Source organism: Celeribacter ethanolicus (assembly GCF_001550095.1).
In the GTDB taxonomy this organism is placed as follows: domain Bacteria; phylum Pseudomonadota; class Alphaproteobacteria; order Rhodobacterales; family Rhodobacteraceae; genus Celeribacter; species Celeribacter ethanolicus.
Genome location: NZ_LRUC01000006.1, coordinates 219,817 through 241,912, shown reverse-complemented (window position 1 = coordinate 241,912; position 22,096 = coordinate 219,817). Strand labels below are relative to the sequence as shown.

Here is a 22,096-nt window from a genome sequence, read left to right as displayed (position 1 = left end):
ATAAATCCTCAGGCGGCATCCGTGCGCAGCGACGGGGGTGTCCAGTCGCGGCCCGGAATGGAAGAGAGCAGGTTTTGCGTATAGGGGTGCTGCGGGTTGGCGAAGACCTCGGCGGTGAGCCCATGTTCGACGATTTCGCCCTTTTGCATGACGATGATCCGGTCACAAAGCTGAGCCGCGACGCGCAGGTCATGGGTGACGAAGAGCAAGGACAGCTTGAGCCGGTCGCGCAGGTCTGCGAGCAGTTTGAGCACCTGCGCCTGCACCGACACATCGAGGGCGGAAACGGGTTCATCGGCAACGATCACCTTGGGTTCCATCGCCAGCGCGCGGGCGATGCCGATGCGCTGGCGCTGACCGCCGGAGAACTCATGCGGGAAACGGTTCGCGGCGGCGGGGGACAGTTCGACCAACTCCAAAAGCCGCTTCGCATCCTCGCGGGCCTTTTTCGGATCGGCCCCATGCACGATAGGCCCCTGCGCGATGAGATCGACCACGCGTTTGCGCGGATTAAGCGAGGCCATCGGGTCCTGAAACACCATCTGAATATGCTGACGCAGGGCACGCAATTCTTTCGGCGTTGCGGCCAAAAGATCGGTGCCGTCCAACTCGACGGAGCCGTGATCGCATTCCAAAAGACGTGTGACGATGCGCGACACGGTGGTCTTGCCAGAACCACTTTCGCCGACCACACCAAGGGTTTCACCCTGACGCAGTTCAAAGGTCAAATCCTTGACCGCCGTCACCGCCTTGCGCTTGCCTGACAGCAATCCGCCGCGCGCGGCAAAGGTCTTTTTAAGCCCCGTGCCCTTGAGCACGACAGGCGCATCAGAGGCGGCTGTGACCGGCGGCGGCGTCAACGCAGGAACGGCCCCGATCAGCGCGCGGGTATAGGGGTGTTGCGGGCGGTTGAGCACGGCGTCCGTCGTGCCGCTCTCGACCAACTCGCCGCGACAGAGCACGGCCACCTTGTCGGCGATCTCCGCCACCACGCCAAAGTCATGCGTGATGAAGAGAACCCCCGCGCCCTCTTCTTCCTGCAACTCACGAATGAGTTTGAGGATTTGCAACTGGGTCGTCACGTCGAGCGCCGTGGTCGGTTCATCCGCGATGATCAGTTTCGGCGAAAGCACCAAAGACATGGCGATCATAACCCGCTGACGCTGGCCGCCGGAGATTTGATGCGGGTAGGCGTTATAGGCCGACGCGGGCTCAGGAATGTGGACACGCTCCAACATCTCAAGCGCGCGGGCCTTGCGCTCCGCCTTGGTCATTTTGGTGTGAAGACGCAGCACTTCGTCGATCTGCCAGCCCACGGTTTTCTGCGGGTTGAGCGCGGTCATAGGTTCCTGGAAGATCATCGAAATATCTGCGCCGCGCAGTTTGCGCATCTCGGCGTCCGATTTGCCGCGAAGCTCTTCGCCCATAAACCGGATCGCACCACCGGTGACGCGCACATGCGGTTCCGGCAGAAGGCCCATGATGGCGCCTGCACAAAGCGATTTGCCGGAGCCACTTTCGCCAACGAGACAAACGATCTCGCCCGCGTTAATGGTCAGATCGAGACCTTCGAGGGCATAGCGGCGATCCGCGCCCTTGGGCAAGGAAATTTCCAGTTTACACAGATCGAGGACGGGAGGAGGTGTCTTGGTCATTTCTTCTGCCTCGGATTGAGCGCATCGTTGAGCCCCTCGCCCAGAAGCGAGAAGGACAGCACAGTCAGAATGATCGCGATGCCGGGGATCACGGCGCAGTAAGGCGCGGAGCGCAGCACGGCGCGGCCCTGGCCGATCATATTGCCCCAACTCGCGTAGTTCGGATCGCCCAGTGCGAGAAAGGCCAGAGCGCTTTCCATCAGGATCGACAACGCCATGATGACGGAGGCGTAAACCACGATCGGCGGCATGGCGTTGGGCAGGATTTCGCGAAAGATGATCGAGGTGTTCGACACGCCGAGATTGCGGGCGGCATCGACGAATTCTCGATGCCGCAGCGACATAAATTCGGCACGCACCATACGGGCAGGCGCGGTCCAACTGACGATGCCGATGGCGATGGTGATCCATTCGATTTTCGATCCCATGATGGCGACGAGCGTCAGCAAAAGGACAAAGTTCGGGATGGTTTGAAAGGCCTCGGTGATGCGCATCAGCACGTCATCGACCCAGCCGCCAAAGTAACCCGCCAGCGCGCCGATGACGACGCCAATCACGATGGCGACAAGCGTGGCAACGACGCCAATCAAAAGCGAGATACGGGCACCGTAGAAGACACCGGAGAGCACATCACGGCCAAGCTGATCGGTACCGAGGGGCGTGTCCCAGTTCATGAAGGGCGGGGTCAGCGGCTCGCCCGCGCGGCGGAGCGGATCGCCGGGATCAATGATGCCAGCGGTCAATGCCATCAGCACGACAAGGGCAAACAGGAAGAGGCCAAGCAGAGCGGCGCGGTTGCGTTTGTAGCGGCGCCAGAACATGACATAGCGCGGCGGCTCGGGCGGGGCGATTTCAGTATCGGCGAGGGTCATGCGAGTTCGATCCGGCTGTCGAGACGTGCGTAGAGCAGGTCGGTGAGGAAATTGACGACGACCACGATGATGGCACAGAGAAAAATGATGCCCATCAAAGTGTTCATGTCGCGCTGGACGACGGACTGGTAGGCGAGCTGCCCAAGTCCCGGCAGGGTGAAGATGGTTTCAACCACGATGGAACCGCCCAGAACGGTGGAGAATTGCAGCCCCAAAAGCGTGACCACCGGCAGGAGTGCGTTGCGCATGATGTGGTGGGTCATGAGACGGCCTTCGCGGGCGCCCTTGGCGCGGGCGGTGCGGACGTAATCGAGATCGGCAACTTCCATCACGGAGGCCCGCATCAGGCGCAGATAAAACGCCAGATAGATCAGAGACAAAGCGGTGGTCGGCATGATCAGGTGGCGCACCACATCCCAGACGTGATCCCAGCCGGTGTAGAAGGCGGCGATGGTCTTGATCCCGCCGACGGGCAGCCAGCCGAGTTTCACGGAGAAGACCAGCATCAGCATCAGCGACAGGAAGAACGACGGTGTGGCGTAGAACACGAGGCCGAGGATGGAAATCAGGTTGTCGGTCGCGGAATAGGCGCGGCGTGCGGCAATGGCGCCCAAAACGATCCCCGCGGTAAAGGCGATACTCAAAGAGGCGGCCATCAGCATCAGCGTGGTGCCGACCCGGTCCATCAAAACGGTCGCGACGGGTTGCTCATAGACAAAGGACCAGCCGAAATCGAAGCTCGCCAGTTTGACCATATAGCGCCAGAGCTGCACCCAAATGGGTTGGTCGAGACCGTATTCGGCCCGAAGCCGCGCGATGAAGGCGGCATCCGCGCCGCCCATGTCGCCGACAAGCGCATCGACCGTGTCGCCGGGGGCCAGTTTGAGCAAAAGAAATGTGCCGATCATGATCAGGATGACCACGGGAATGGCCTGAACCAGACGCCTCAGCGCGTAGGTCAGGATCGGGGGCATGTGCAGTGTCATTGTCTTTGGATCCTTCGGGATCATGGGCAAATGTCAAAAGAGCGGGCGCGCAGGGACGACGCGCCCGCCGGCGTCAGATCACTGTTCGAGCCAGAGATCGTACCAGCTCGACGAGTTCCACCGCGGCGTATTGTGGTGGTTGTGGAGCTTTTTGGAGGTGACCGAGATGAACGGGTGTTCGATTGCGAAGATCACCGGCAGTTCTTCCATTTCTCTGGCCTGAATCTCGTGATACATCGCGGCGCGTTTCTCGACATCAAGCTCGGAGGCGGCGGCGTCGATCATCGCGTCCATCTCCTCATCCTTCCAGCCGAACTGGTTGGTCCAGGGCGTGCCTTCCGGCTGACCGGAGCGCAGCCACACCATGGTGGAGACGGCCGGGTCGGAGCGGAACTGGTGCCAGCCGTTCGCCGTGTCGAAATCGTGGTCGCGATAGACACCGTTCAAGAAGCCCGGCGCGTCGTTGGTCAGAATCTCGACGTCGATGCCGATCTCTTTCATCGCCTGCGCATAATATTCGGCCCAGAGCTGGGTATACTCACCCCAGGGCGCCGGACGGTGGCGCAGGTGGAAGCGATAGCCGTCTTCCAGAACCGGATACCCCGCCTCGTCGAGCATCTGCTTGGCCAGTTCCGGGTCATAGTCATAGATCGGCACATCGTCGGTGTAGTTGATGCCACCGGCGCTGGGGATCGGGCCGCGCCCCGGTTTCGCATAGCCATGCATGATGGTCTTGATCGCATAGTCGATGTCGAGCCCGTGATACATCGCCTGACGCACTTTCCGGTCAGCGAGGATCGGGTTGCGATGGTTGAACTCGACGGTCGAGTGGGCGACGTTGTTTTCATAGCCCATAGTGCCGACCTCGAACCGGTCATCCTGGCTGAACCGTTCGACATCGGCCATGGAGACGCCGATGAAACCGGATTCCTGCACCTCACCCGCCTCCAAGGCGGCGGCTGCGGCGGACTTGTCCTTGATGAAACGCCAGACGATGCGGTCGAGATAGGGATAGCCCTCGCGCCAATAGTCCTCGTTCTTTTCGGCCATCACATATTGACCGCGCTCGTATTCGACAAATTTGAACGGGCCGGTGCCGACAGGCGCGGTGTTATACTCGTTCTTGAGAATATCCGTGCCCTCAAACAGATGTTTCGGCACCGGGTGACCCAGATCGGGCATGGCGGCGACGAAGAGTTCGAGCGGCATCGGTTTCGAATAGTTGAACACCGCCGTGTGCGGGTCCGGGCAATCGACGCTTTCAAGGTTGGCCTGAAGCGCGGAGGAGTAGTTCAGCAGCTTTTTCCAAAGCTCCATCGCCGAAAACGCCACGTCGTCACAGGTGAAATCCACGCCATCGTGCCATCTCACCCCTTCCCGCAATTTGAGCGTGATCGTCAGGCCGTCGTCGGAGCCGGACCATTCGGTTGCCAGCACCGGCTCATAGCCCTCATAGCTCTTGTCGATCAGCGGCTCCATGATCTTGCCGGTGATATTATAGACCCCGGTGGAGGCGCGCAGACCCGGATTGAGGATGCGCTGTTCGGAAATCATGTGGATGACGGCGGTGCCGCCCTTCTGGACCTCTTCCTCCGCATGGGCCGCAAAGGCCACGGAACTCAGGGCCCCGGTCATGGCGAGCGCCAGCCCCGCCTGCTTCATCGTGCCCGCCTGTTTCATCGTGAAAGTCATCTTGTCTGGTTCTCCCGGTCGGTTGATCGCCCGTTTACGGGCCTCTGCGGTCGTCTTGCCCCCTCACCTGACGGAAGCTTGCCGCATACGTCAACATCAAAAACCAATTTTTGATATAAGATTGGAAAATAATTCTACACAATGATTAAATATTGGTGCTAAAATTCCTGGAAATCTAGAAACACTGGGAAAGAACATATGTTGAAAACCGCATGGATCACCGGCGCGGGGTCCGGCATCGGCGCCGCCATGGTACGGGGGTTTGCGGAGGCCGGGTATCGCGTGGCGCTGACTGCACGAGGGCGTGACAGCCTTGAGGCCGTAGCCGCCGCCCTGCCCGATCCCGAGGCTGCTCTGGTCCTGCCCGGTGACATCACCGACCGCGCAGGCATGGTCGAGGCCGCACAAAAGATCGCGGACTGGTCGGGCGGGCTGCATGTGCTGTGCAACAATGCCGGGCTGAACATCCCGAAACGCAGTTGGGCCGATCTCGATTGGGAGAGCTGGGATCGGGTGATCGACGTGAACATCACCGGTGCGCTCAATGTGATCGCCGCCTGCCTGCCGATCATGCGCGCCCAGAAAGACGGCGTGATGATCCATACGTCGAGCTGGGCCGGGCGGTTTCATTCACCGGTCAGCGGCGTGGTCTATGGCGCCTCGAAACATGCGCTATCCGATCTCTCGCTCAGCCTCAATGACGAGGAGGGCAAGAACGGCATCCGCTCCACCGCCCTTTGCCCCGCCGAGGTGGCGACGCCGCTTTTGGCGAAACGCCCCGGCTTCGATGCCGCACAAATGGCCGCGATGATCCAACCGGAGGATATGGCGAAAACCGCGCTCTTCGTCGCCGAAATGCAGCCCGGCATCTGCCTGCCGGAAATCGTTCTGAGCCCCGTTCGCACCTAAACGCATATATAAAGGGACACGCACATGACCCATCCCATCAAAGGCATCGACCATTGCTTTGCCCTCGTTGACGATCTCGACAGCGCCGCCGCGCAGTATCAGGCGCTTGGCTTCACCCTGTCGCCGCGCGGCACCCATTCCGCCGCCAAGGGCACGGCGAATTACACGATCATGTTCCCGGACGACTATTTCGAACTCTTGGGCATTCTGACGCCGACCGAGCTGAACGCCTCGCGCCGGGAGACTTTGGCCACCATGGGACAGGGGCTTCATGCCATCGCCTGCCGGATCGACGACGCCGAAGCCGCCGCAAAAGCGCTTGGCGATCTGGGCATCACCACGCAGGGGCTCGGAAGTTTCTCGCGCCCGGTGCCGCTGCCCGATGGTTGCGAAGGCATCGCCGCCTTTTCCACCGTCAACTTTACCCCCGAGGAGACCCCATTTGGCATGGTCTTCATGTGCCAGCACAAAACCCGCGAAACGGTTTGGATTCCCGAGCTTCTGGAGCACCCCAATACCGTTTGCGGTATTGACGCGATCCTTGCGATCTCCGAGACACCCGAAGAAGACGCCCTAGGCTTTGCGCGCCTATGGGCCAAGGGCACTGTACATACCGAAGACGGGCTGACGGTGATTGAAACCGGCCCGAACTCTGCCCCCCTGATCCTCGCCACGGCGGCGCGCATGGCCGCGCTCTATCCCGGCCTCGACCTGACCGGCACCGCGAAAGGCGCCTTCACGGCGCTGCGCCTAAAGGTCCGCGACATGGACGCCGCAAAGCATTGCCTTACGGATGCGAATGTGGCCATGTGTGAGACCACCGACGGCCTCGCCGTTGGTCCCGAATTTTCAGCAGGTGTAATTTTGGAGTTTGTTCCCGCATGACAGAGACCCGCCCCCGCAAAACCGGATCGAAGCCGATCGAAAGCATGACCTTCGATGAGATCGACCAGCAAATCCTCACACTTTTGCAAGAGGACAGCGACACGCCGATTCAGGCGATTTCCGAGGCGGTGGGCCTGTCGACCAACCCGTGCTGGCGGCGGATCAAGCGGATGGAAGAGGCGGGGGTGATCAAGAAACGTGTCGCCCTCGTGGATCAGACCCGCGCCAATGTACCCCTCACAGTGTTCATCGGGGTCAGCACTTCGCACCATGAGATCGACTGGCTCAACAGGTTTCGTGAACTGATCGACGAGATCCCCGAGGTGATGGAGGCCTATCGCCTCACTGGCACAGTGGATTACATCCTCAAGGTCGTGGTGCCGGACATGGCCTCCTACGATGCGGTTTACAAACAGATGATCCAGAAGCTCGAATTCAGCCAGGTCAATTCGATGATCTCGATGGAAGAGTTGAAATTCACCACGGCAATTCCGACGAGCTACCTCTGAAGGGGGCAGGCCCGCGCATCAGACCCGCTGTGCCTGATGACCCATCTGCGGTTCCAGGAACACTTCGGTGAAATACTCGTAGAACACCCGCGTCGCCTCGCTCCACGCCTGCCCCTTGTGCCAGGCGAGGCCGACATCCATCGACGGGATCTCCAGATCGGTCGTCACCGTGCCGATCCGCCGCCCCTCGAGCGACCAGGGCCGGTGCACCATGTCCGAGAGGATCGTCACCCCCTGCCCGTTGGCAACCATGGAGCGCACAGCCTCGGTGGAGGAGGTCCGCAGCTTGATCTTGGGCGACAGCCCCGTCGGCCCCCAGTATTTCATCGAGGTATGCGCGGCCTCGTCGACGGTCAGCATGATGTAATCCTCTTCCGCGATCTCCGCGAATGTCGCCAGCCCCTTGAGCTGCAACGGATGGTTCTGCGGCACCCAGAGACGCCGTTGCGACCGGAGAAGCGTCTGGGTTTCAAGCTCGGGATTGGCGGTGTTCGAGGTCAGCAGCACCGCCATGTCGAACCGGTTGGTGATCAGCCCCTCCTCAATGCTCTCCCGGTTCAACTCGCTGAGCCGGATGTCGAGCTTTGGAAAGCGGTGGTTCAGCCGGTCAAGATGGTAGGGCAGGAAATACCCGATCACCGTATAAGTGGCGGCGATGTTGATCGTGCCCTCGATCTCCGAATGGCTCTGCACCACATTGCGCGCCATCTCGACCTTTTCCATGATCTCGCGCGCCGCGCCCAAAAGCTCCCGCCCCGGCGGGGTCAGCTCCATGCCATGGGCTGTGCGCACGAAGAGAATCACATCGAGATCCTGCTCCAATTCGCGCACGGCGGTGGTGATCGAGCTTTGCGAAATCCTGAGTTCGCTGGCCGCACGACTGACCTGACCAAGCTCGGCTGTGGCGATGAAGTATTTGAGCTGACGCAAGTTCATGAGGCCCGTCCTGTTCACGCTGTCCCGTTCGGATTCTCCGAAGCCTTCCGGAGAGCTATTTCGAAACATCCTGCCGCATCACAGATGAAACGTAAAATTCGATTTTTAAGATAGGCATTATCTGGAAAATCAAACTACCCAAAGGCGATTTCGTTCAGAAACCGCCCATAAATGCGACAAACACCTGTTATAGACGATATTCAGATCATCCATTTCCAAAAAGTTTATTTTGATTTTTCGATAACGCACAAACAATATTTTGAATTTTACAACAGGAAGATTTTTTTCAGAGGATGGGTCCAAAGAAATTAAGGACCGAACATGCGAAAGATCATCGATTTGAATTGCGACATGGGAGAGGGCTTCGGACATTGGGTTCTGAGCGACGCCCCCGATGAAGAGCTGATGGCTCTGATCTCCTCGGCCAATATCGCGGCCGGGTTTCATGCCGGCGATCCGAACTCCATGGATCGGGTGATCAAACTGGCGCAGACCTACGGCGTGGGCCTTGGCGCGCATCCCGGCTACCGCGATCTTCAGGGCTTTGGCCGCCGCTACATCAAGACCACCCCCGAAGAGCTGGTCAATGACATCATCTATCAGGTCGGCGCGGTGCGCGAATTCGGGCGCCGTCACGGCATTCGCCTCCAGCACGTCAAACCTCACGGCGCGCTCTACATGGAGGCCGCCGTCAACGAAGACCTGTCGCGCCACATGATCGAAAGTCTGGCGGCGATCAGCGGCGATCTCTTGATCTTTTGCATGGGGACCTCGAAAACCTACGAGGTCGCCAAACGTCTGGGCCAGCCGGTGATCCGGGAATTCTACGCCGACCGCGACTATGGCGACGACGGGTCCATCGTCTTCACCCGCCGCGTCGGTCGGCCCGATCCCGAAGAGATCGCCCGGAAATGTCTGCGTGCCTGCGTCGAAGGCAAGGTGACCACCGTCACCGGCAAAGATATCGACATCGCGTTCGAGTCCATCTGTTTCCATTCCGACACCCCCGGCGCGGTTGAGATCGGGCGCGCCATTCGCACCGCTCTCACCGGAAACGGGATCAACATCGCACCGGCCTCCGCCGTGCTCGAGACCGCCTGAACCGGTCCAAACAACAGGGAAACCACATCATGAGCGACATCCAGTCCCCCCTCCCCGGCACCTTTTATCACAAGCCCTCCCCCGAGGAGCCGCCCTTTAAGGCACCGGGGGATGCGGTGGCCATCGGCGATCAGATCGGCCTGATCGAAGTGATGAAAACCTTCATCGCAGTGACCGCCGACATCGCGGGCACCTTCAAAGGCTACAGCGTCGACGACGCCACCCCCGTCACCGCAGGCGCCGTTTTGGCGGAGCTTGACTGACATGGCGATTGAAAGACTGTTCATCGCCAACCGTGGGGAGATCGCCGTGCGCGTGGTGAAAGCCGCGAAAGCCCTCGGCATCCACACGATTCAGGCGCATTCCGAAGCGGACACAGAGATGTTGGCCGTCAAGCTTGCCGATGAGGCCGTCTGTGTTGGCCCCGCGCCCTCGAAAGACAGCTATCTTAACATCCCCGCCATTCTGGAGGCCGCGAAAGCCACCAAAGCGGACGCGATCCATCCGGGCTACGGCTTTTTGTCCGAAAGCCCCGCCTTCGCCCGCGCCGTGGAAGAGGCCGGTCTGATTTTCGTCGGACCCTCCGCCGACACGATCGAGCGCATGGGCGACAAAGTTGCTGCCCGTCAGGCCGCCGAGGCCGCAGGCGTGCCGGTCGTCCCCGGCTCCGACGGGCGCATTGATGTCTCTGAGGCGGTGAGCGTGGCCGAAAAGATCGGCTATCCGGTGATGATCAAGGCCGCCGCCGGGGGCGGTGGCCGCGGCATCCGCATCGCGAAAGACGAAGCCGAGCTGAAAACACTTGCCCCGCAAGCCAAGGCCGAAGCCGAAGCCGCCTTTGGTGACGGCGGCCTCTATATCGAACGCGCAATCCTCTCGCCCCGCCATATCGAGGTGCAAATCCTGGGTGATGGCGAGACGGCCGTGCATTGCTATGAGCGCGAATGCTCGCTGCAACGCCGCCGCCAAAAGGTCTGGGAAGAAGCCGGGGCCATGTGCCTCGACGACGAGACTCGCGAGAGCCTCTGCGCCTCTGCAGTGGCGCTGGCCAAAGCCGTGAACTATCGCGGCGCGGGCACGCTTGAGTATCTCTACGACGAAGCAGCGAATGAGTTCTATTTCATCGAGATGAACACCCGCATTCAGGTCGAACATCCCGTGACCGAAATGGTCACCGGCGTCGATCTCGTGGCCGAGATGATCAAGGTTTGCGGCGGTGCAAAGCTGTCGATGACGCAAGATGAGATCAAAAAGACCGGCCATGCCATCGAAGTGCGCCTCTGCGCCGAGGACCCGTTCCTGAACTTCATGCCCTGGCCCGGTGTCGTCTCCACGCTCAAGGAACCCACCGGCGATGGCGTGCGCTTTGATCACTTCCTCTCCGAGGGCTATCAAATCCCGCCCTTCTATGACTCGCTTTTGGGCAAAGTCATCGTTCACGCCGAGACCCGCGAGGCCGCCATCGACAAGCTGGTGGAGGCGCTCGAAAGCATGGAGATCGGCGGCACGAAAACCACCGCGCCGCTGCATATGGCCCTGGCCGCCGACCCGGAGGTGCGCAAAGGCGCCTTCCACACCCAATGGCTCGAGCCCTGGCTTGAGGCTGGCAACCTGTCCGCAACCAAAGGAGACGCCGCATGAAAACGCGTTACACATATGGCGGGGACGAACATATCTATGTCGAGATCGACGATGAAATGTCGCTCGACGCCTTCTTCATCGCGCTCTCTTTGTCGAATATGGTGCGCGAGGCGAATATCCCCGGCGTGACCGAGATCCTGCCCGCCAATGCCTCTTTCGAAGTGCGTTTCGACCCCGACGTGATCGCGCCGGATGCGATGATGGAGAAGATCAAAGCCTTTGAGCATCAGGCCGAAGCACAGGAAAAGCGCCTCGACACCCGGATCATCGAAATCCCGGTCTATTACGAAGACCCCTGGACCCACGAGACCCTGATGCGGTTCCGCGAACGCCACCAAGACCCGACCGGCAGCGATCTCGATTACGCCGCGCGGATCAACGGCTATGAGACGGTCGCCGATTTCATCGAGGCGCATCACAGCCAGCCGTGGTTCGTTTCCATGGTGGGCTTTGTCTCCGGCCTGCCGTTTCTCTACCAACTCGTCGAGCGCGACAAACAGCTCGAAGTGCCGAAATACCTGCGTCCCCGCACCGACACGCCGAAGCTGACGGTGGGCTATGGTGGCTGTTTCTCCTGCATCTATTCCGTGCGCGGCGCGGGCGGCTATCAGATGTTCGGCATCACCCCGATGCCGATCTACGACCCTGAACAAAAGATCAGCTATCTCAAAGACTTCATGGCCTTCTTTAAACCCGGCGACATCGTGAAATGGAAACCCATCGACCGCGCCGAATACGACCGCATCACGCAGGCGGTCGAGGATGGCACCTACACGCCGCGCATCGCCGAGGTCGCTTTTGATCTCGACGCGTTCAACGACGACATGACCGGCTTTAACGCCAAGCTGATGGAGGCCCTCAATGACGCTTGAGATCATCAAACCCGGGCTTGCAACGACCATTCAGGACCTTGGCCGCCCCGGCTATTTCCACCTCGGTATTCCCGAAGGCGGCGCGATGGATCGCCTCGCGTTTCGGGCCGCAAACCTGCTCGTTGGCAATGACGAAGGGGCCGCGGGATTGGAAGCCGTCTTCATGGGGCCGGAGATCAAATTCGGCGCCGAGATGAGCGTGGCCGTGACTGGCGCAGAGATGCCCATGTTCCTTGACGGTGAGCCGCGCGAAACATGGACCTCCTTTACGGTGAAACCCGGTCAGGTGCTGTCCTTCGGCTTTCTGAAAACCGGCGCGCGCATCTATATCGCGATCTCCGGTGGCATCGACACACCCCCGGCACTTGGCTCGCGGTCGACCTATCCGATTGGCGCGCTGGGTGGCTTTGAAGGCCGCGCCATCGCCGCAGGCGATGTGATCCCTGTCGGCGACGGGTCGGTGGTGGCGGAGGGGCGCGTGGTCCCCGACGCGCTCCGCCGCCGCCCCGGCTCTCCGGCCGAATTGCGGGTTCTGACGGGCCTTTATTGGCACCGCCTGACCGAAAAGAGCCAAAAGGCGTTCTTTGAAGACGATTGGGTGGTCGCGCCCGAGGCCGACCGCATGGGCTACCGCTTCCGTGGCGGCCAGCCGATGGAATTCGTCGACCGTCCGCAGCCCTTCGGCGCAGGCTCCGATCCGTCGAACATCGTCGATGGCTGTTATTCCTACGGCTCCATTCAAGTGCCGGGCGGGCTTGAGCCCATCGTGTTGCACCGCGATGCGGTGTCGGGCGGCGGGTATTTTACCCTCGGTGCTGTGATCTCTGCCGATATGGACCTGATCGGTCAGTTGCAGCCCAACACGCCGGTGAAATTCAAACGCGTCGAAATGGACGAAGCACTTGCCGCCCGTGCCGAGCGCAAAACCATGATTTCAGAAATTCGTCAGTCCCTCTCCTGAGGGGCCGACGTCACCCCGGGGGCATAGGCCCCCAAACCACCCATGGGGCTTCGGCCCCGCCTCGAAAGCCAGACCACAACAACAAGCGGCACAAAGCCGCCTTCCCTGATGAACCAACAAGGAGTCAGAACCATGAAACTCGCCCTGATGACAGGTGCGGCGCTTGCCGCGCTGGCCACCGCTCCCAGCTTTGCCGAAGACTGGTATCCCTATGAGGCCGAAGAGGTGACCCCCGCCTTCTCGACCGACGGGACCGCCAGCGCCGTGACTTACACGCCGCTCGAAAAAGCCGATGAAGCCTATGACATCTGCGTGTCCTTCCCGCATATGAAAGACGCCTATTGGCTGGGTGTGGACTATGGCGTCACTGAGGAAGCCAAGCGCCTCGGTGTCAAGATGAACCTCGTCGAGGCGGGCGGCTACACAGAGCTCGCCAAACAGGTGAGCCAGATCGAGGATTGTGTGGCTGCCGGCGCCGACGCGGTGATCATCGGCGCGATTTCTTACGATGGCTTGAACAACGTGATCAAAGAGACCGCCGCCAAAGGCATCCCGGTGATCGATGTGATCAACGGCGTCTCCTCGCCCGACATCTCCGCCAAATCTCTCGTGTCCTTCTACACGATGGGCTTTGAGACCGGCAAATATCTGGCCGAAAAACACCCGGCAGGCAGCGACCCGGCGAAAGTCGGCTGGTTCCCCGGTCCGGCAGGCGCCGGTTGGGTCGAGGCGGCGAACTCCGGCTTTATGGAGGCCGTCAAAGGCTCCGCTGTCGAGGTTTTGGAGCCGCGTTACGGCGACACCGGCAAGGAAGCCCAGCTTAAACTCGTCGAAGACGTGCTGCAATCCGACCCGGATGTGAGCTACCTCGCGGGCACTGCGGTGACCGCCGAGGCCGCACAGGGCCTGTTGCGCGAGCGCGGTCTGACGGATGAGATCGGCCTTCTCGCCTTCTACATGACGCCTGGCGTCTACACCGGCATCCAGCGCGGCATGATCGCGGCAGCACCGGCGGATTCCATGGTCATTCAGGGCCGGATCGCCATGGACCAAGCCGTGCGGATCATCGAAGGCAAGGACTACGTCCAACACGTCGGGCCGAAGATCTTTGTCGTCGACAGCGACAACATCGGCGATCTGTCCCGCGATGCGATCCTGCCGCCGGAAGGCTTCCGTCCCGTCTTCTCCGTCGAGTGATCACAGACCGATCCTCGACTTAATGTGAAGACCACTTCGGGTGAGGCAGATCCCCTGCTGCCTCACCCGTCAGGAGGCCCCATGACTCTTCCGCTTTTAACCACGCACAACCTGACCAAGACTTACCCCGGCGTGCGCGCTTTGGACGGTGTCGATTTCGACCTGATGGCGGGCGAGGTCCACGTCCTCTTTGGCGAGAACGGCGCGGGCAAGTCCACGCTGATCTCTATGCTCGCGGGCGCCAACACGCCCTCCGAGGGCAAGATTTACCTTGAGAACCGCGAGGTCGCTTTCGACTCTGTGGCCCGCGCCAAGGCGCATGGTGTTTTCACCGTGTTCCAGGAATTCTCTCTGATCCCGACGCTGACGGTCGCCGAGAACATGTTTCTCGGACAAGAACCCCGCACCGGGTTGCTCATCGACCACGCCGAGATGCGCCGCCGCGCGCAGGAAATTTTCGACACGCTCGGTTTTCCAATCTCCCCCACCGCACAGGTCTCATCGCTGTCGCGTGCACAACAACAAATGTTGGAAATCTCCAAAGCGTTTCACGGCGAGCCAAAGGTTCTGATCCTCGATGAGCCGACCGCCTCGCTCACGGATCGCGAAGTGGATCACCTGTTCCATTTCATCGAGAGGCAAAAGGCCAAGGGTGTCGGCATCATCTACATCTCGCACCGGATGCAGGAATTCAAACGCATCGCCGACCGCATCACCGTGCTGCGCGACGGGGCCAAGATCGGCACGGTCGAGATGGCGGGCACCGATGAGGCGGCGCTGGTCGAGATGATGACCGGACGCGCGATTGCCGAGATTTACCCAACGATTGCGACCGAGCCGGGCGAGGTGGTGCTTGAAGTGCAAAACCTCGCAACTTCCGGTGTCGCACCCTCCTCGCTAACGCTACGGCGGGGCGAAGTTCTGGGCGTTGCGGGGCTTGTGGGCTGTGGCAAATCCCGATTTTTCCGCGCGATGATGGGGCTTGGTCCCCGGCGCTCCGGCACGGTTGCGCTCAAAAGCCAAGACATCACCGGGCGACCAACCCGCGAGATCATTCGCTCTGGCCTTTATTACCTTTCTCCCGACCGCAAACACGAAGGCTTGGACCTCGCCAAGACCTCCGACGAAAACCTTGCGCTCAATGTCGTGACCTCCGGCGCGCCCGTCAAACGCGGTTGGATCGACTGGCGCAAAGTTCGCGACACGGTAGCCGGGATCGCCACGCGGGTCGAGCTGCCCGACGCCTATCGCGCTCGCCGCGTGTCGCAACTCTCGGGCGGCAATCAGCAAAAGGTTCTGTTCGGCAAAGCCTTTGGTCAGGAGGCCGATGTCTATATTTTCGACGAACCCACCGTGGGCGTCGATATGGGCACCCGCGCCGCCCTTTACCTGAAAATCAAGGCCCTGGCCGAAGCCGGAAAAGCCGTGGTCGTGATCTCCTCCGACCTGCCCGAAGCGATCAACCTGTCCCACCGCATTCTTGTCTTCGCCAATGGCCAGGTCTCGGCAGAGCTGCCGCGCGCAGAGGCCAGCGAAGACACCGTCCTGAAATATTTCTTCACCGAAAGCGAGCCCGTCCAATGAGCGATGCAACCGCACCGGCGCAGGTCACACCGCGCGCCAATCCGATCAAAACCCTGTTCATCCGCGTGGGCGTTTTGCCGTTCTTTCTGGGCATCGCGCTTGTGGTGTTCTCCTTCCTGTCCGACAAATTCCTGACCGGGCAAAATCTCGTCAACGTCGCACGCCAGTCCGTCTATCTGGTGCTGGTCTCTCTGGGGCAGATGCTGGTGCTGGTCTCGGGCGGATTCGATCTCTCCGTCGGGACGGCGATTGCGCTGACCTCCGTCGTCTCTGCGCTCTCGATGACATGGGCGGCGGGCGTGTTCGACTCCGTCTTCTTGATCATCGCCATCGGCATCGCGGCGGGCGGCATCGTGGCGCTGATCGTCGGGCTGATCAACGGCGTGGGCGTTGCCTATTTCGAGGTCTCCCCCTTCATCATGACGCTGGGCGTCTCCTCCGTCGGCGCGGGGCTTGCGCTGTTCATGACCGGCGGCATCCCGATCTCCGGCCTGCCTTTCGCCTTTGGCGACACGTTCGGCTTTGGCAAATGGTTCGGCGTCCCGGTCCCCGTGTTCATTGCACTGATCTGCATCGCGGTCATGTGGCTGGTGATGGCGCGCACCCCCTTGGGCACGCGGCTCTATGCGGTCGGCGGCAATATCAAGGCGGCACATCTTTCGGCGATCGACACCCGGAAAACCCTCGTGCTGGCCTATGTGATCTGTTCGCTGATCGCAGCGCTTGCGGGCGTGCTTTTGACCGCGCGGGTCGAAAGCGGCGAGGCGAACCTCGGCGGCACCATGGCGCTCGAATCAATCTCCGCCTGCGTCATCGCCGGCGTGTCGCTTCGGGGCGGCATCGGGCGGGTGCAGAACGTGGTTCTGGGCGCCTTCTTCATCGTTATGGTGCAAAACGGCATGAACCTCGCCAAGATCAGTTCATACATGCAGATGGTGCTTCTGGGCGGACTGTTGATCCTCGCGGTGATCTTCGACCAGATGCGGTATCGGATGATCATGCAGGGCCGCTGAGGACATCCATATGAACGGCAAGGGGGCTGCATCGCGGCCCCCTTTGTCATGCCCGCCCCCCACCGCGGGGTGAGTCGCGACACGGACGGGACCGGCAACGGGGAGTTGTGTGCATTTTTCACACTGGAATCTCCCTGCACCAAAAGTGTAACACTTTTGCGAACAGTTATGCTGCAAGTGCGAAATCACTTCCCGCTGACTCTATGGGGAATCCGCCCCCGCGCGAAGAATCCCACTTGCGCGATGGATAAAAAAGGTCAAAAGGCGTTGAGAATAGGAGGAATTCCGCCCGCTTTGAGCAGCTTTCCGCCAGAGACACCCGCAGATTGGCATTTTCTGCTGCAGAGCAAAATCCACGCCCTATCTACTGCCCTGACCATGATTTTACGGAGTGCCAGTTTGACGATCCCTGCCGGTTCCACCGCCGCAACCGAGAAGACCCCTGACGAAATGCGCCGCCGCCGCTTCCTCGCGACGCTTGCGGGCTCTGTTGCCCTGTCTGCGGTGATGCCTCATGCGCTGCGCGCTCAAGACGCAACGCCCGAGGTTCAGCCCGAGGTCCAGCCGGTCGACACGCCCCCCGCTCCGGTCGCCGAAACGCCCGAATTGCCGCCCTTCAGCTTCGACGTGCTGACCGAAGAGATGCGCAAAGCCGCTGGCGAAAACTGGCATGACGCTGAGAAGATCGAAGGCGCTCTGGCCGGTCTCGATTACGACGCCTACCAACGCATCCGCTTCCGCCCCGATCATGCCCGCTGGCAGGACGAAGGGCAGGAATTCCGCCTGCACGCCTTCCACCTCGGCTGGCTGTTCAAGGAACCGGTGCATATCTACGAGATCGTCGACGGTCGCGCCCAGCCGATGGCCTTCAACACGCACGATTTCGAATATGGCGGCAATGTCAGCGAACAGATCCCCGAAGATACGCCGATGCCGGGAGTGGCCGGGTTCCGTCTGCACAACCCGCTCAACCGTGCCGATATTTTCGACGAGCTGATCGCCTTCCTTGGCGCGAGCTATTTCCGCGCTCTGGGCCGCGGCAATGTTTATGGTCTTTCGGCGCGCGGTCTGGCGGTCAACACCGCGATGCAGGGCGGCGAGGAATTTCCGCGTTTCACCGATTTCTGGCTCGAACGCCCGGTGCCGGGGGCCAATACGATCACGGTCTATGCCGCGCTCGACAGCAAATCCGTGACCGGCGCTTACCGCTTTGTCATCACGCCGGGCACGACCACCGAGATGGAGGTCACTGCCCGGCTGTTCCTGCGCGAGAAAACCGACCAGATCGGCATCGCGCCGCTGACCTCGATGTATCTTTTCGGCGGTGCCGACCCGCGCGGCTTCGACGATTTCCGCGCCTCGGTGCATGACAGCGAATATCTCGTGCTCAACACGCGGGGCGGCGAGACTTTCCTGCGAGCCCTGAACAACCCGCCGCGTCTGGCGAGTTCCTATCTCGGTGCGGAAAACCCGCTGTCCTTCGGCCTCGTGCAGCGCAGCCGCGATTTCGACGATTACCTCGACGCGCAGGCGCATTACGAACGCCGACCGTCCTTGATGGTCGAGCCGATCGGTGACTGGGGCAAGGGCACCGTGCGTCTGGTGGAGATCCCCTCGAAACTCGAAGGCAATGACAATATCGTCGCCTTCTGGGTACCCGAGGGCAAGATGGAAAAGGGGGCCGCGCTCGAATATGCTTACCGTTTGCACTGGGGCATGGCGCCCGAGGGCGACCGCAGCGTGGACCGCGCCCGTATCCTGCGCACCCGCGTCGGCGAAGGCGGTGTGGCGGGTGTCGAGCAAAAGAGTGATACCCGCAAATTCGTGATCGACTTCGAAGGCGGCATCCTGTCATCGCTGCCCGCCGATGCCGAGCTTGTCCCGCAGGTCAGCATCGGGCGCGGCGAAATCAAACAGGCGATTGTCAGCAAGGTCAGCGACACCGATATCTGGCGTCTGGTGATCGAGGCCAAGGCCGATCCCGGAAATGTGGCGGAACTCAAAGCCACCCTGACGGGTTATGACCAGACACTGACGGAAACATGGCTTTACCAATGGGTGAGGGAATGATTGTGACTCACACTCCGAACAACACCGAATTCGCGACGGACACCAACGCTCTTCTGGACGCGTCCCAAGACTGGATGCCCCCCGAAGCGCCGCTCGACATGCCGCAGCAGGTGCTCGAACACGACCGCGTGCGCGCAGAATGGCCACGCCTGTTGCGCCTGATCCTGCCCGGAAAGCCCGTCTGAGGGGGTCACAACAATGTCGTCTTCCCCTCGCAAGGCACTGGCCGCCGACCCGCGGACCAGGCTTTTGCGCTTTCTGGCCCTGAGTTTCGCACTTCTGGCCGCGCTCACCGCCTCCACGCTTCTGGCCGACGCCGCGATTCAGGACGGCGTCGATGTCTGGGACGTGGTACGCGGTCTTCTGATTTTCGTCACCACCGCCTGGCTGGCCTGGGGCGCGACCCTGTCCTTCGTCGGTCTCGCGCCGCGCGTGCTCAAACGCCGCCCGACACCGGAGCTGCAATCCCCCGCTCCGCGCCTCGTGGTTTTGGTGCCGATCTGCAACGAAGACCCGGTGACGACCTTTGCCCGCATCGCCGCGATGGATCATTCGATCCGCGCCGAGGGTCTCGCCGCCGACATCGCGATTCTATCCGATACCCGCAATGAAGAGGCCGCGCTTCTGGAACGCCAGACCTACCTGCGCCTGATCGCGGAGACCCAAGGCGAGGGCCGGATTTTCTATCGTCGTCGCAGCGACAACCGGGGCCGCAAGGCGGGCAATATCGAAGATTTCATCCGTCGCTCCGGCGGCGCCTATGATTTTGCGCTGATCCTCGATGCCGACAGCCTGATGGAGGGCCGCGCCGTGCGCGAGATGGCCGCCAGGATGCAGGCCGATCCGCAGCTCGGGCTTCTCCAGACCCTGCCGAAGATCATTGGCGCGCGGTCGTTCTTTGGCCGCGCCATGCAATTCGCGGCAAGCTTTCACAGCCCGATCTTCACCCGGGGTCTCGAACGTCTTCAGGGCAACACCGGCCCGTTCTGGGGCCACAACGCCATGGTGCGCCTCAAAGCCTTTGCCGAGAGCTGTGCCCTGCCGGAACTGGCCGGGCCGCCGCCCTTTGGCGGGCATATCCTGAGTCACGACTATGTCGAAGCCGCACTTCTGGCCCGTGCCGGATGGCGCGTTCAGGTCGATCACAGCATCGGCGGCTCCTTCGAGGAGGGGCCGGAGAACATCCTGTCCTATGCCAAGCGCGACCGCCGCTGGTGTCAGGGCAACCTGCAGCATTCCCGCCTTCTGCTCGCTCCGGGTCTGGCGGCATGGTCGCGCTTCGTGTTCCTGCAGGGCATCTTCGCCTATCTCGTCTCCGTGCTCTGGGCCGCCTTCCTGATCACCTCCGTGGTCGCGACGATCCTTGCCCCGGTGCCGAACTATTTCCCGGAACCGCATATGCTCTTCCCGGTCTTCCCCGATGACCGGACCAAGGAAATCACCGCGCTGATCGTCGGCATCATGGGTCTTCTGATCCTGCCGAAATTCGCGATCCTCTACGAGGCCTCCGGCACACGCCGCACCGCGCGGTTCGGTGGTTCCGTGCGCGCCGGATTTTCCGTCATTGCCGAAATCCTCCTCTCGTCGCTGATCGCCCCTCTGATGCTGATGTACCAGACCAAGGCGGTAATGCAGGTGCTCTCTGGTCGCGATGGCGGTTGGCCCGCCAACCAGCGCGGTGAAGGCGCCCTGACGCTGGCCGAAGGCTTCCGCGCGGGTCTCTGGATCATGCTCACCGGCGGCGCGGCTCTGGCCCTCGTCGCCCGTGTGGCGCCCGATCTGACACTGTGGCTCCAGCCCGTATGCCTGCCGATGCTGGCTGCGCCGTTCCTGATCGCGTGGACCTCGCGCCCACTCACCCACAGACTGTTTCTCGTGCCCGAGGAACGCCGCCCCGCCCCGGTGATCCGCAGCTATCGCGAGATTGTTGGTCGCTGGCAGGCCGACCCGCACGCTGAAACCGTGACCCCGGAGGTGACACATGTCCCGGCATGACATCGCGGTGCCCGACGAACTCGCGCAACCCGCCAAACGCCCACGCGATCCCCGGATCGACGCCTTTCGCGGCCTGGCGCTCCTGATGATCTTCGTCGATCACTCACCGGAAAACCCCTACGAATATCTCACCGTGCGCAACATCGGTTTCTCCGATGCGGCGGAGGCCTTCTTCATCATGTCCGGCGTTGCCGCCGGACTTGCCTACACCGGCCGGTTTCAGGCGCGCCATGAGAAAGGCCTGTGGCAGGCCGTCGCGCCCATGTGGAAACGCTCCTGGACGCTCTATCTGGTGCAGATCCTGCTGACCTCGCTGGCCATCGCGATCTTTGCCGCGGGCGCCACATGGTTCGGCGTCGACGAATTGCTGACCAAGATCAACCTGCGGCAGGTGTTTGGCAACACCGCCGAGGCGATGATCGGCATCCCCCTGCTCGGCCATCAGCTCGGCTATGTGAACATCCTGCCCGCCTATTCGGTGCTGCTCTTTTGCGGCCCCCTGATGATCCTTCTGGGGCTTTGGCGACCGATGTTGCTTTTGGGCCTCTCTGCCGCGCTCTGGCTGGCCGCCGGCATCTGGCGGCTCAATCTGCCGAATTACCCCAATCCGGGCGGCTGGTTCTTCAACCCTGTGGCGTGGCAATTCATCTTTGTCGTAGGCCTTCTGACCGGCATCTTCCTGCGCCGAGGCCAGCGTTTCGTGGCCAAGACACCCTGGCTGTTCTGGCTCGCGACCGGGTGGCTCGCCGTCGTGCTGGCATGGCGTTATGTGCCGGGGTTCGGGCCGTTCATGAACCATCAGATGGCAGTTCTGGGCAAGGCCGGCCTGCCGTTCAACATGGTGTCGCATGACAAGACCTTCCTCGCCCTGCCGCGCATGACCCATGCGCTGGCATTGGCCTATGTGCTGTCCTGCCTGCCCTGGGTGACGCGGCTGACCGGGGCGAAAGCCCTGTCTTTTCTGCGGCTTCTGGGCCGTCAGGGCCTTCTTGTCTTTGCGACCGGCACGATCCTTGCGCTCTTCAACCATGTGATCATGGGCTATTATGCAGACTCGCAGTGGCTCGGTTGGGTGCTCATGCCTCTGGGCGCGCTGATCCTGATCGTGGTGGCCTGGCTCGGCGACATTCAGAAAAGCGCGAAACAACAGAGCGCCACGACACACCCCGCCGCCTTCACCGCCAGGACCATGCCCGCCGAATGACGATATGATCGCTG

General features: G+C 61.4%; 20 protein-coding genes. 15 read left to right on the top strand and 5 right to left on the bottom strand.

Going from position 1 to position 22,096, the window contains the following annotated elements:
- Positions 1-8: 8 nt before the first annotated feature.
- From NH195_RS03025 to NH195_RS03010, 4 genes are all read right to left on the bottom strand, one after another.
- Positions 9-1,655: an ABC transporter ATP-binding protein gene (locus tag NH195_RS03025; RefSeq protein WP_066702858.1), complete on the bottom strand. Its 1,647-nt coding sequence runs from the start codon at positions 1,653-1,655 to the stop codon at positions 9-11.
- On the bottom strand, positions 1,652-2,527 hold the full coding sequence (locus NH195_RS03020) for an ABC transporter permease (RefSeq protein WP_066702849.1): 876 nt from the start codon (positions 2,525-2,527) through the stop codon (positions 1,652-1,654). Before NH195_RS03020 ends, NH195_RS03025 begins: the two co-directional genes overlap by 4 nt.
- Positions 2,524-3,513 (bottom strand): ABC transporter permease, encoded by a 990-nt coding sequence (locus NH195_RS03015; RefSeq protein ID WP_066702846.1) that lies wholly within the window; start codon positions 3,511-3,513, stop codon positions 2,524-2,526. Before NH195_RS03015 ends, NH195_RS03020 begins: the two co-directional genes overlap by 4 nt.
- Before the next feature lie 78 nt (positions 3,514-3,591).
- A complete protein-coding gene (locus NH195_RS03010; RefSeq protein WP_202906480.1) occupies positions 3,592-5,205 on the bottom strand; it encodes an ABC transporter substrate-binding protein in 1,614 nt (537 codons plus the stop codon).
- A gap of 198 nt (positions 5,206-5,403) precedes the next feature.
- Here NH195_RS03010 and NH195_RS03005 point away from each other — a divergent pair, with 198 nt between their 5' ends.
- The 3 genes from NH195_RS03005 to NH195_RS02995 are packed head-to-tail and all read left to right on the top strand — an operon-like array spanning position 5,404 to position 7,508.
- Positions 5,404-6,114, top strand: coding sequence for an SDR family oxidoreductase (locus NH195_RS03005; protein WP_066702845.1), 711 nt, complete (start codon positions 5,404-5,406; stop codon positions 6,112-6,114).
- Positions 6,115-6,138: 24 nt separating this feature from the next.
- Entirely contained in the window at positions 6,139-6,999 is an 861-nt protein-coding gene (locus tag NH195_RS03000) for a VOC family protein (RefSeq protein ID WP_066702843.1), read from the top strand.
- Positions 6,996-7,508, top strand: a complete 513-nt coding sequence (locus tag NH195_RS02995) for an Lrp/AsnC family transcriptional regulator (protein ID WP_081423757.1) — start codon at positions 6,996-6,998, stop codon at positions 7,506-7,508. Before NH195_RS03000 ends, NH195_RS02995 begins: the two co-directional genes overlap by 4 nt.
- Positions 7,509-7,526: 18 nt before the next feature.
- Here the strand turns inward: NH195_RS02995 and NH195_RS02990 are convergent, their stop codons facing one another.
- The gene (locus NH195_RS02990; protein WP_066702840.1) at positions 7,527-8,444 is read right to left on the bottom strand and encodes a LysR family transcriptional regulator; all 918 of its coding nucleotides are present in this window, start codon (positions 8,442-8,444) and stop codon (positions 7,527-7,529) included.
- A 321-nt stretch (positions 8,445-8,765) separates the two neighbouring features.
- Between NH195_RS02990 and NH195_RS02985 the strand changes: the two genes are divergently transcribed.
- The 12 genes from NH195_RS02985 to NH195_RS02930 all read left to right on the top strand — a co-directional run bounded on the left by NH195_RS02985 (position 8,766) and on the right by NH195_RS02930 (position 22,082).
- Positions 8,766-9,545 (top strand): 5-oxoprolinase subunit PxpA, encoded by a 780-nt coding sequence (locus tag NH195_RS02985; protein ID WP_066702837.1) that lies wholly within the window; start codon positions 8,766-8,768, stop codon positions 9,543-9,545.
- A gap of 29 nt (positions 9,546-9,574) precedes the next feature.
- Entirely contained in the window at positions 9,575-9,808 is a 234-nt protein-coding gene (locus tag NH195_RS02980) for an acetyl-CoA carboxylase (protein ID WP_066702835.1), read from the top strand.
- 1 nt (position 9,809) lies between these two features.
- Complete coding sequence (locus NH195_RS02975) at positions 9,810-11,186, top strand: acetyl-CoA carboxylase biotin carboxylase subunit (protein ID WP_066702833.1); 1,377 nt, start codon at positions 9,810-9,812, stop codon at positions 11,184-11,186.
- Entirely contained in the window at positions 11,183-12,058 is an 876-nt protein-coding gene (locus NH195_RS02970) for a 5-oxoprolinase subunit B family protein (protein WP_066702831.1), read from the top strand. The genes NH195_RS02975 and NH195_RS02970 overlap by 4 nt, the downstream gene beginning before the upstream one ends.
- Entirely contained in the window at positions 12,048-13,019 is a 972-nt protein-coding gene (locus NH195_RS02965; RefSeq protein ID WP_066702823.1) for a 5-oxoprolinase subunit C family protein, read from the top strand. Before NH195_RS02970 ends, NH195_RS02965 begins: the two co-directional genes overlap by 11 nt.
- A 132-nt stretch (positions 13,020-13,151) precedes the next feature.
- Positions 13,152-14,216, top strand: coding sequence for a TMAO reductase system periplasmic protein TorT (gene torT / locus NH195_RS02960; protein ID WP_066702819.1), 1,065 nt, complete (start codon positions 13,152-13,154; stop codon positions 14,214-14,216).
- An 81-nt stretch (positions 14,217-14,297) separates the two neighbouring features.
- Positions 14,298-15,800, top strand: a complete 1,503-nt coding sequence (locus NH195_RS02955; protein WP_066702814.1) for a sugar ABC transporter ATP-binding protein — start codon at positions 14,298-14,300, stop codon at positions 15,798-15,800.
- A complete protein-coding gene (locus tag NH195_RS02950) occupies positions 15,797-16,813 on the top strand; it encodes an ABC transporter permease (RefSeq protein ID WP_066702812.1) in 1,017 nt (338 codons plus the stop codon). Before NH195_RS02955 ends, NH195_RS02950 begins: the two co-directional genes overlap by 4 nt.
- 450 nt (positions 16,814-17,263) lie before the next feature.
- On the top strand, positions 17,264-18,883 hold the full coding sequence (locus tag NH195_RS02945) for an OpgD/OpgG family glucan biosynthesis protein (protein WP_066702810.1): 1,620 nt from the start codon (positions 17,264-17,266) through the stop codon (positions 18,881-18,883).
- A 2-nt stretch (positions 18,884-18,885) separates the two neighbouring features.
- On the top strand, positions 18,886-19,068 hold the full coding sequence (locus tag NH195_RS02940) for a hypothetical protein (RefSeq protein ID WP_155846059.1): 183 nt from the start codon (positions 18,886-18,888) through the stop codon (positions 19,066-19,068).
- Between the two features lie 13 nt (positions 19,069-19,081).
- Entirely contained in the window at positions 19,082-20,878 is a 1,797-nt protein-coding gene (gene mdoH / locus NH195_RS02935) for a glucans biosynthesis glucosyltransferase MdoH (RefSeq protein ID WP_066702806.1), read from the top strand.
- Positions 20,865-22,082 (top strand): OpgC family protein, encoded by a 1,218-nt coding sequence (locus NH195_RS02930; protein WP_066702804.1) that lies wholly within the window; start codon positions 20,865-20,867, stop codon positions 22,080-22,082. Before mdoH ends, NH195_RS02930 begins: the two co-directional genes overlap by 14 nt.
- The last annotated feature ends 14 nt before the right edge of the window (positions 22,083-22,096 follow it).

Bases quoted from the DNA above. Each gene is read 5' to 3' on its own strand.
- NH195_RS03000 (WP_066702843.1), top strand. From the start codon at position 6,139: ATGACCCATCCCATCAAAGGCATCGACCATTGCTTTGCCCTCGTTGAC.
- NH195_RS02985 (WP_066702837.1), top strand. From the start codon at position 8,766: ATGCGAAAGATCATCGATTTGAATTGCGACATGGGAGAGGGCTTCGGA.
- NH195_RS02970 (WP_066702831.1), top strand. From the start codon at position 11,183: ATGAAAACGCGTTACACATATGGCGGGGACGAACATATCTATGTCGAG.
- NH195_RS02950 (WP_066702812.1), top strand. From the start codon at position 15,797: ATGAGCGATGCAACCGCACCGGCGCAGGTCACACCGCGCGCCAATCCG.
- NH195_RS03025 (WP_066702858.1), bottom strand. From the start codon at position 1,655: ATGACCAAGACACCTCCTCCCGTCCTCGATCTGTGTAAACTGGAAATT.
- NH195_RS03005 (WP_066702845.1), top strand. From the start codon at position 5,404: ATGTTGAAAACCGCATGGATCACCGGCGCGGGGTCCGGCATCGGCGCC.
- NH195_RS03010 (WP_202906480.1), bottom strand. From the start codon at position 5,205: ATGACTTTCACGATGAAACAGGCGGGCACGATGAAGCAGGCGGGGCTG.
- NH195_RS02995 (WP_081423757.1), top strand. From the start codon at position 6,996: ATGACAGAGACCCGCCCCCGCAAAACCGGATCGAAGCCGATCGAAAGC.
- NH195_RS02990 (WP_066702840.1), bottom strand. From the start codon at position 8,444: ATGAACTTGCGTCAGCTCAAATACTTCATCGCCACAGCCGAGCTTGGT.
- NH195_RS03015 (WP_066702846.1), bottom strand. From the start codon at position 3,513: ATGACACTGCACATGCCCCCGATCCTGACCTACGCGCTGAGGCGTCTG.
- NH195_RS02930 (WP_066702804.1), top strand. From the start codon at position 20,865: ATGTCCCGGCATGACATCGCGGTGCCCGACGAACTCGCGCAACCCGCC.
- mdoH (WP_066702806.1), top strand. From the start codon at position 19,082: ATGTCGTCTTCCCCTCGCAAGGCACTGGCCGCCGACCCGCGGACCAGG.
- NH195_RS02965 (WP_066702823.1), top strand. From the start codon at position 12,048: ATGACGCTTGAGATCATCAAACCCGGGCTTGCAACGACCATTCAGGAC.
- NH195_RS02975 (WP_066702833.1), top strand. From the start codon at position 9,810: ATGGCGATTGAAAGACTGTTCATCGCCAACCGTGGGGAGATCGCCGTG.
- NH195_RS03020 (WP_066702849.1), bottom strand. From the start codon at position 2,527: ATGACCCTCGCCGATACTGAAATCGCCCCGCCCGAGCCGCCGCGCTAT.
- NH195_RS02945 (WP_066702810.1), top strand. From the start codon at position 17,264: ATGCGCCGCCGCCGCTTCCTCGCGACGCTTGCGGGCTCTGTTGCCCTG.
- NH195_RS02955 (WP_066702814.1), top strand. From the start codon at position 14,298: ATGACTCTTCCGCTTTTAACCACGCACAACCTGACCAAGACTTACCCC.
- torT (WP_066702819.1), top strand. From the start codon at position 13,152: ATGAAACTCGCCCTGATGACAGGTGCGGCGCTTGCCGCGCTGGCCACC.
- NH195_RS02980 (WP_066702835.1), top strand. From the start codon at position 9,575: ATGAGCGACATCCAGTCCCCCCTCCCCGGCACCTTTTATCACAAGCCC.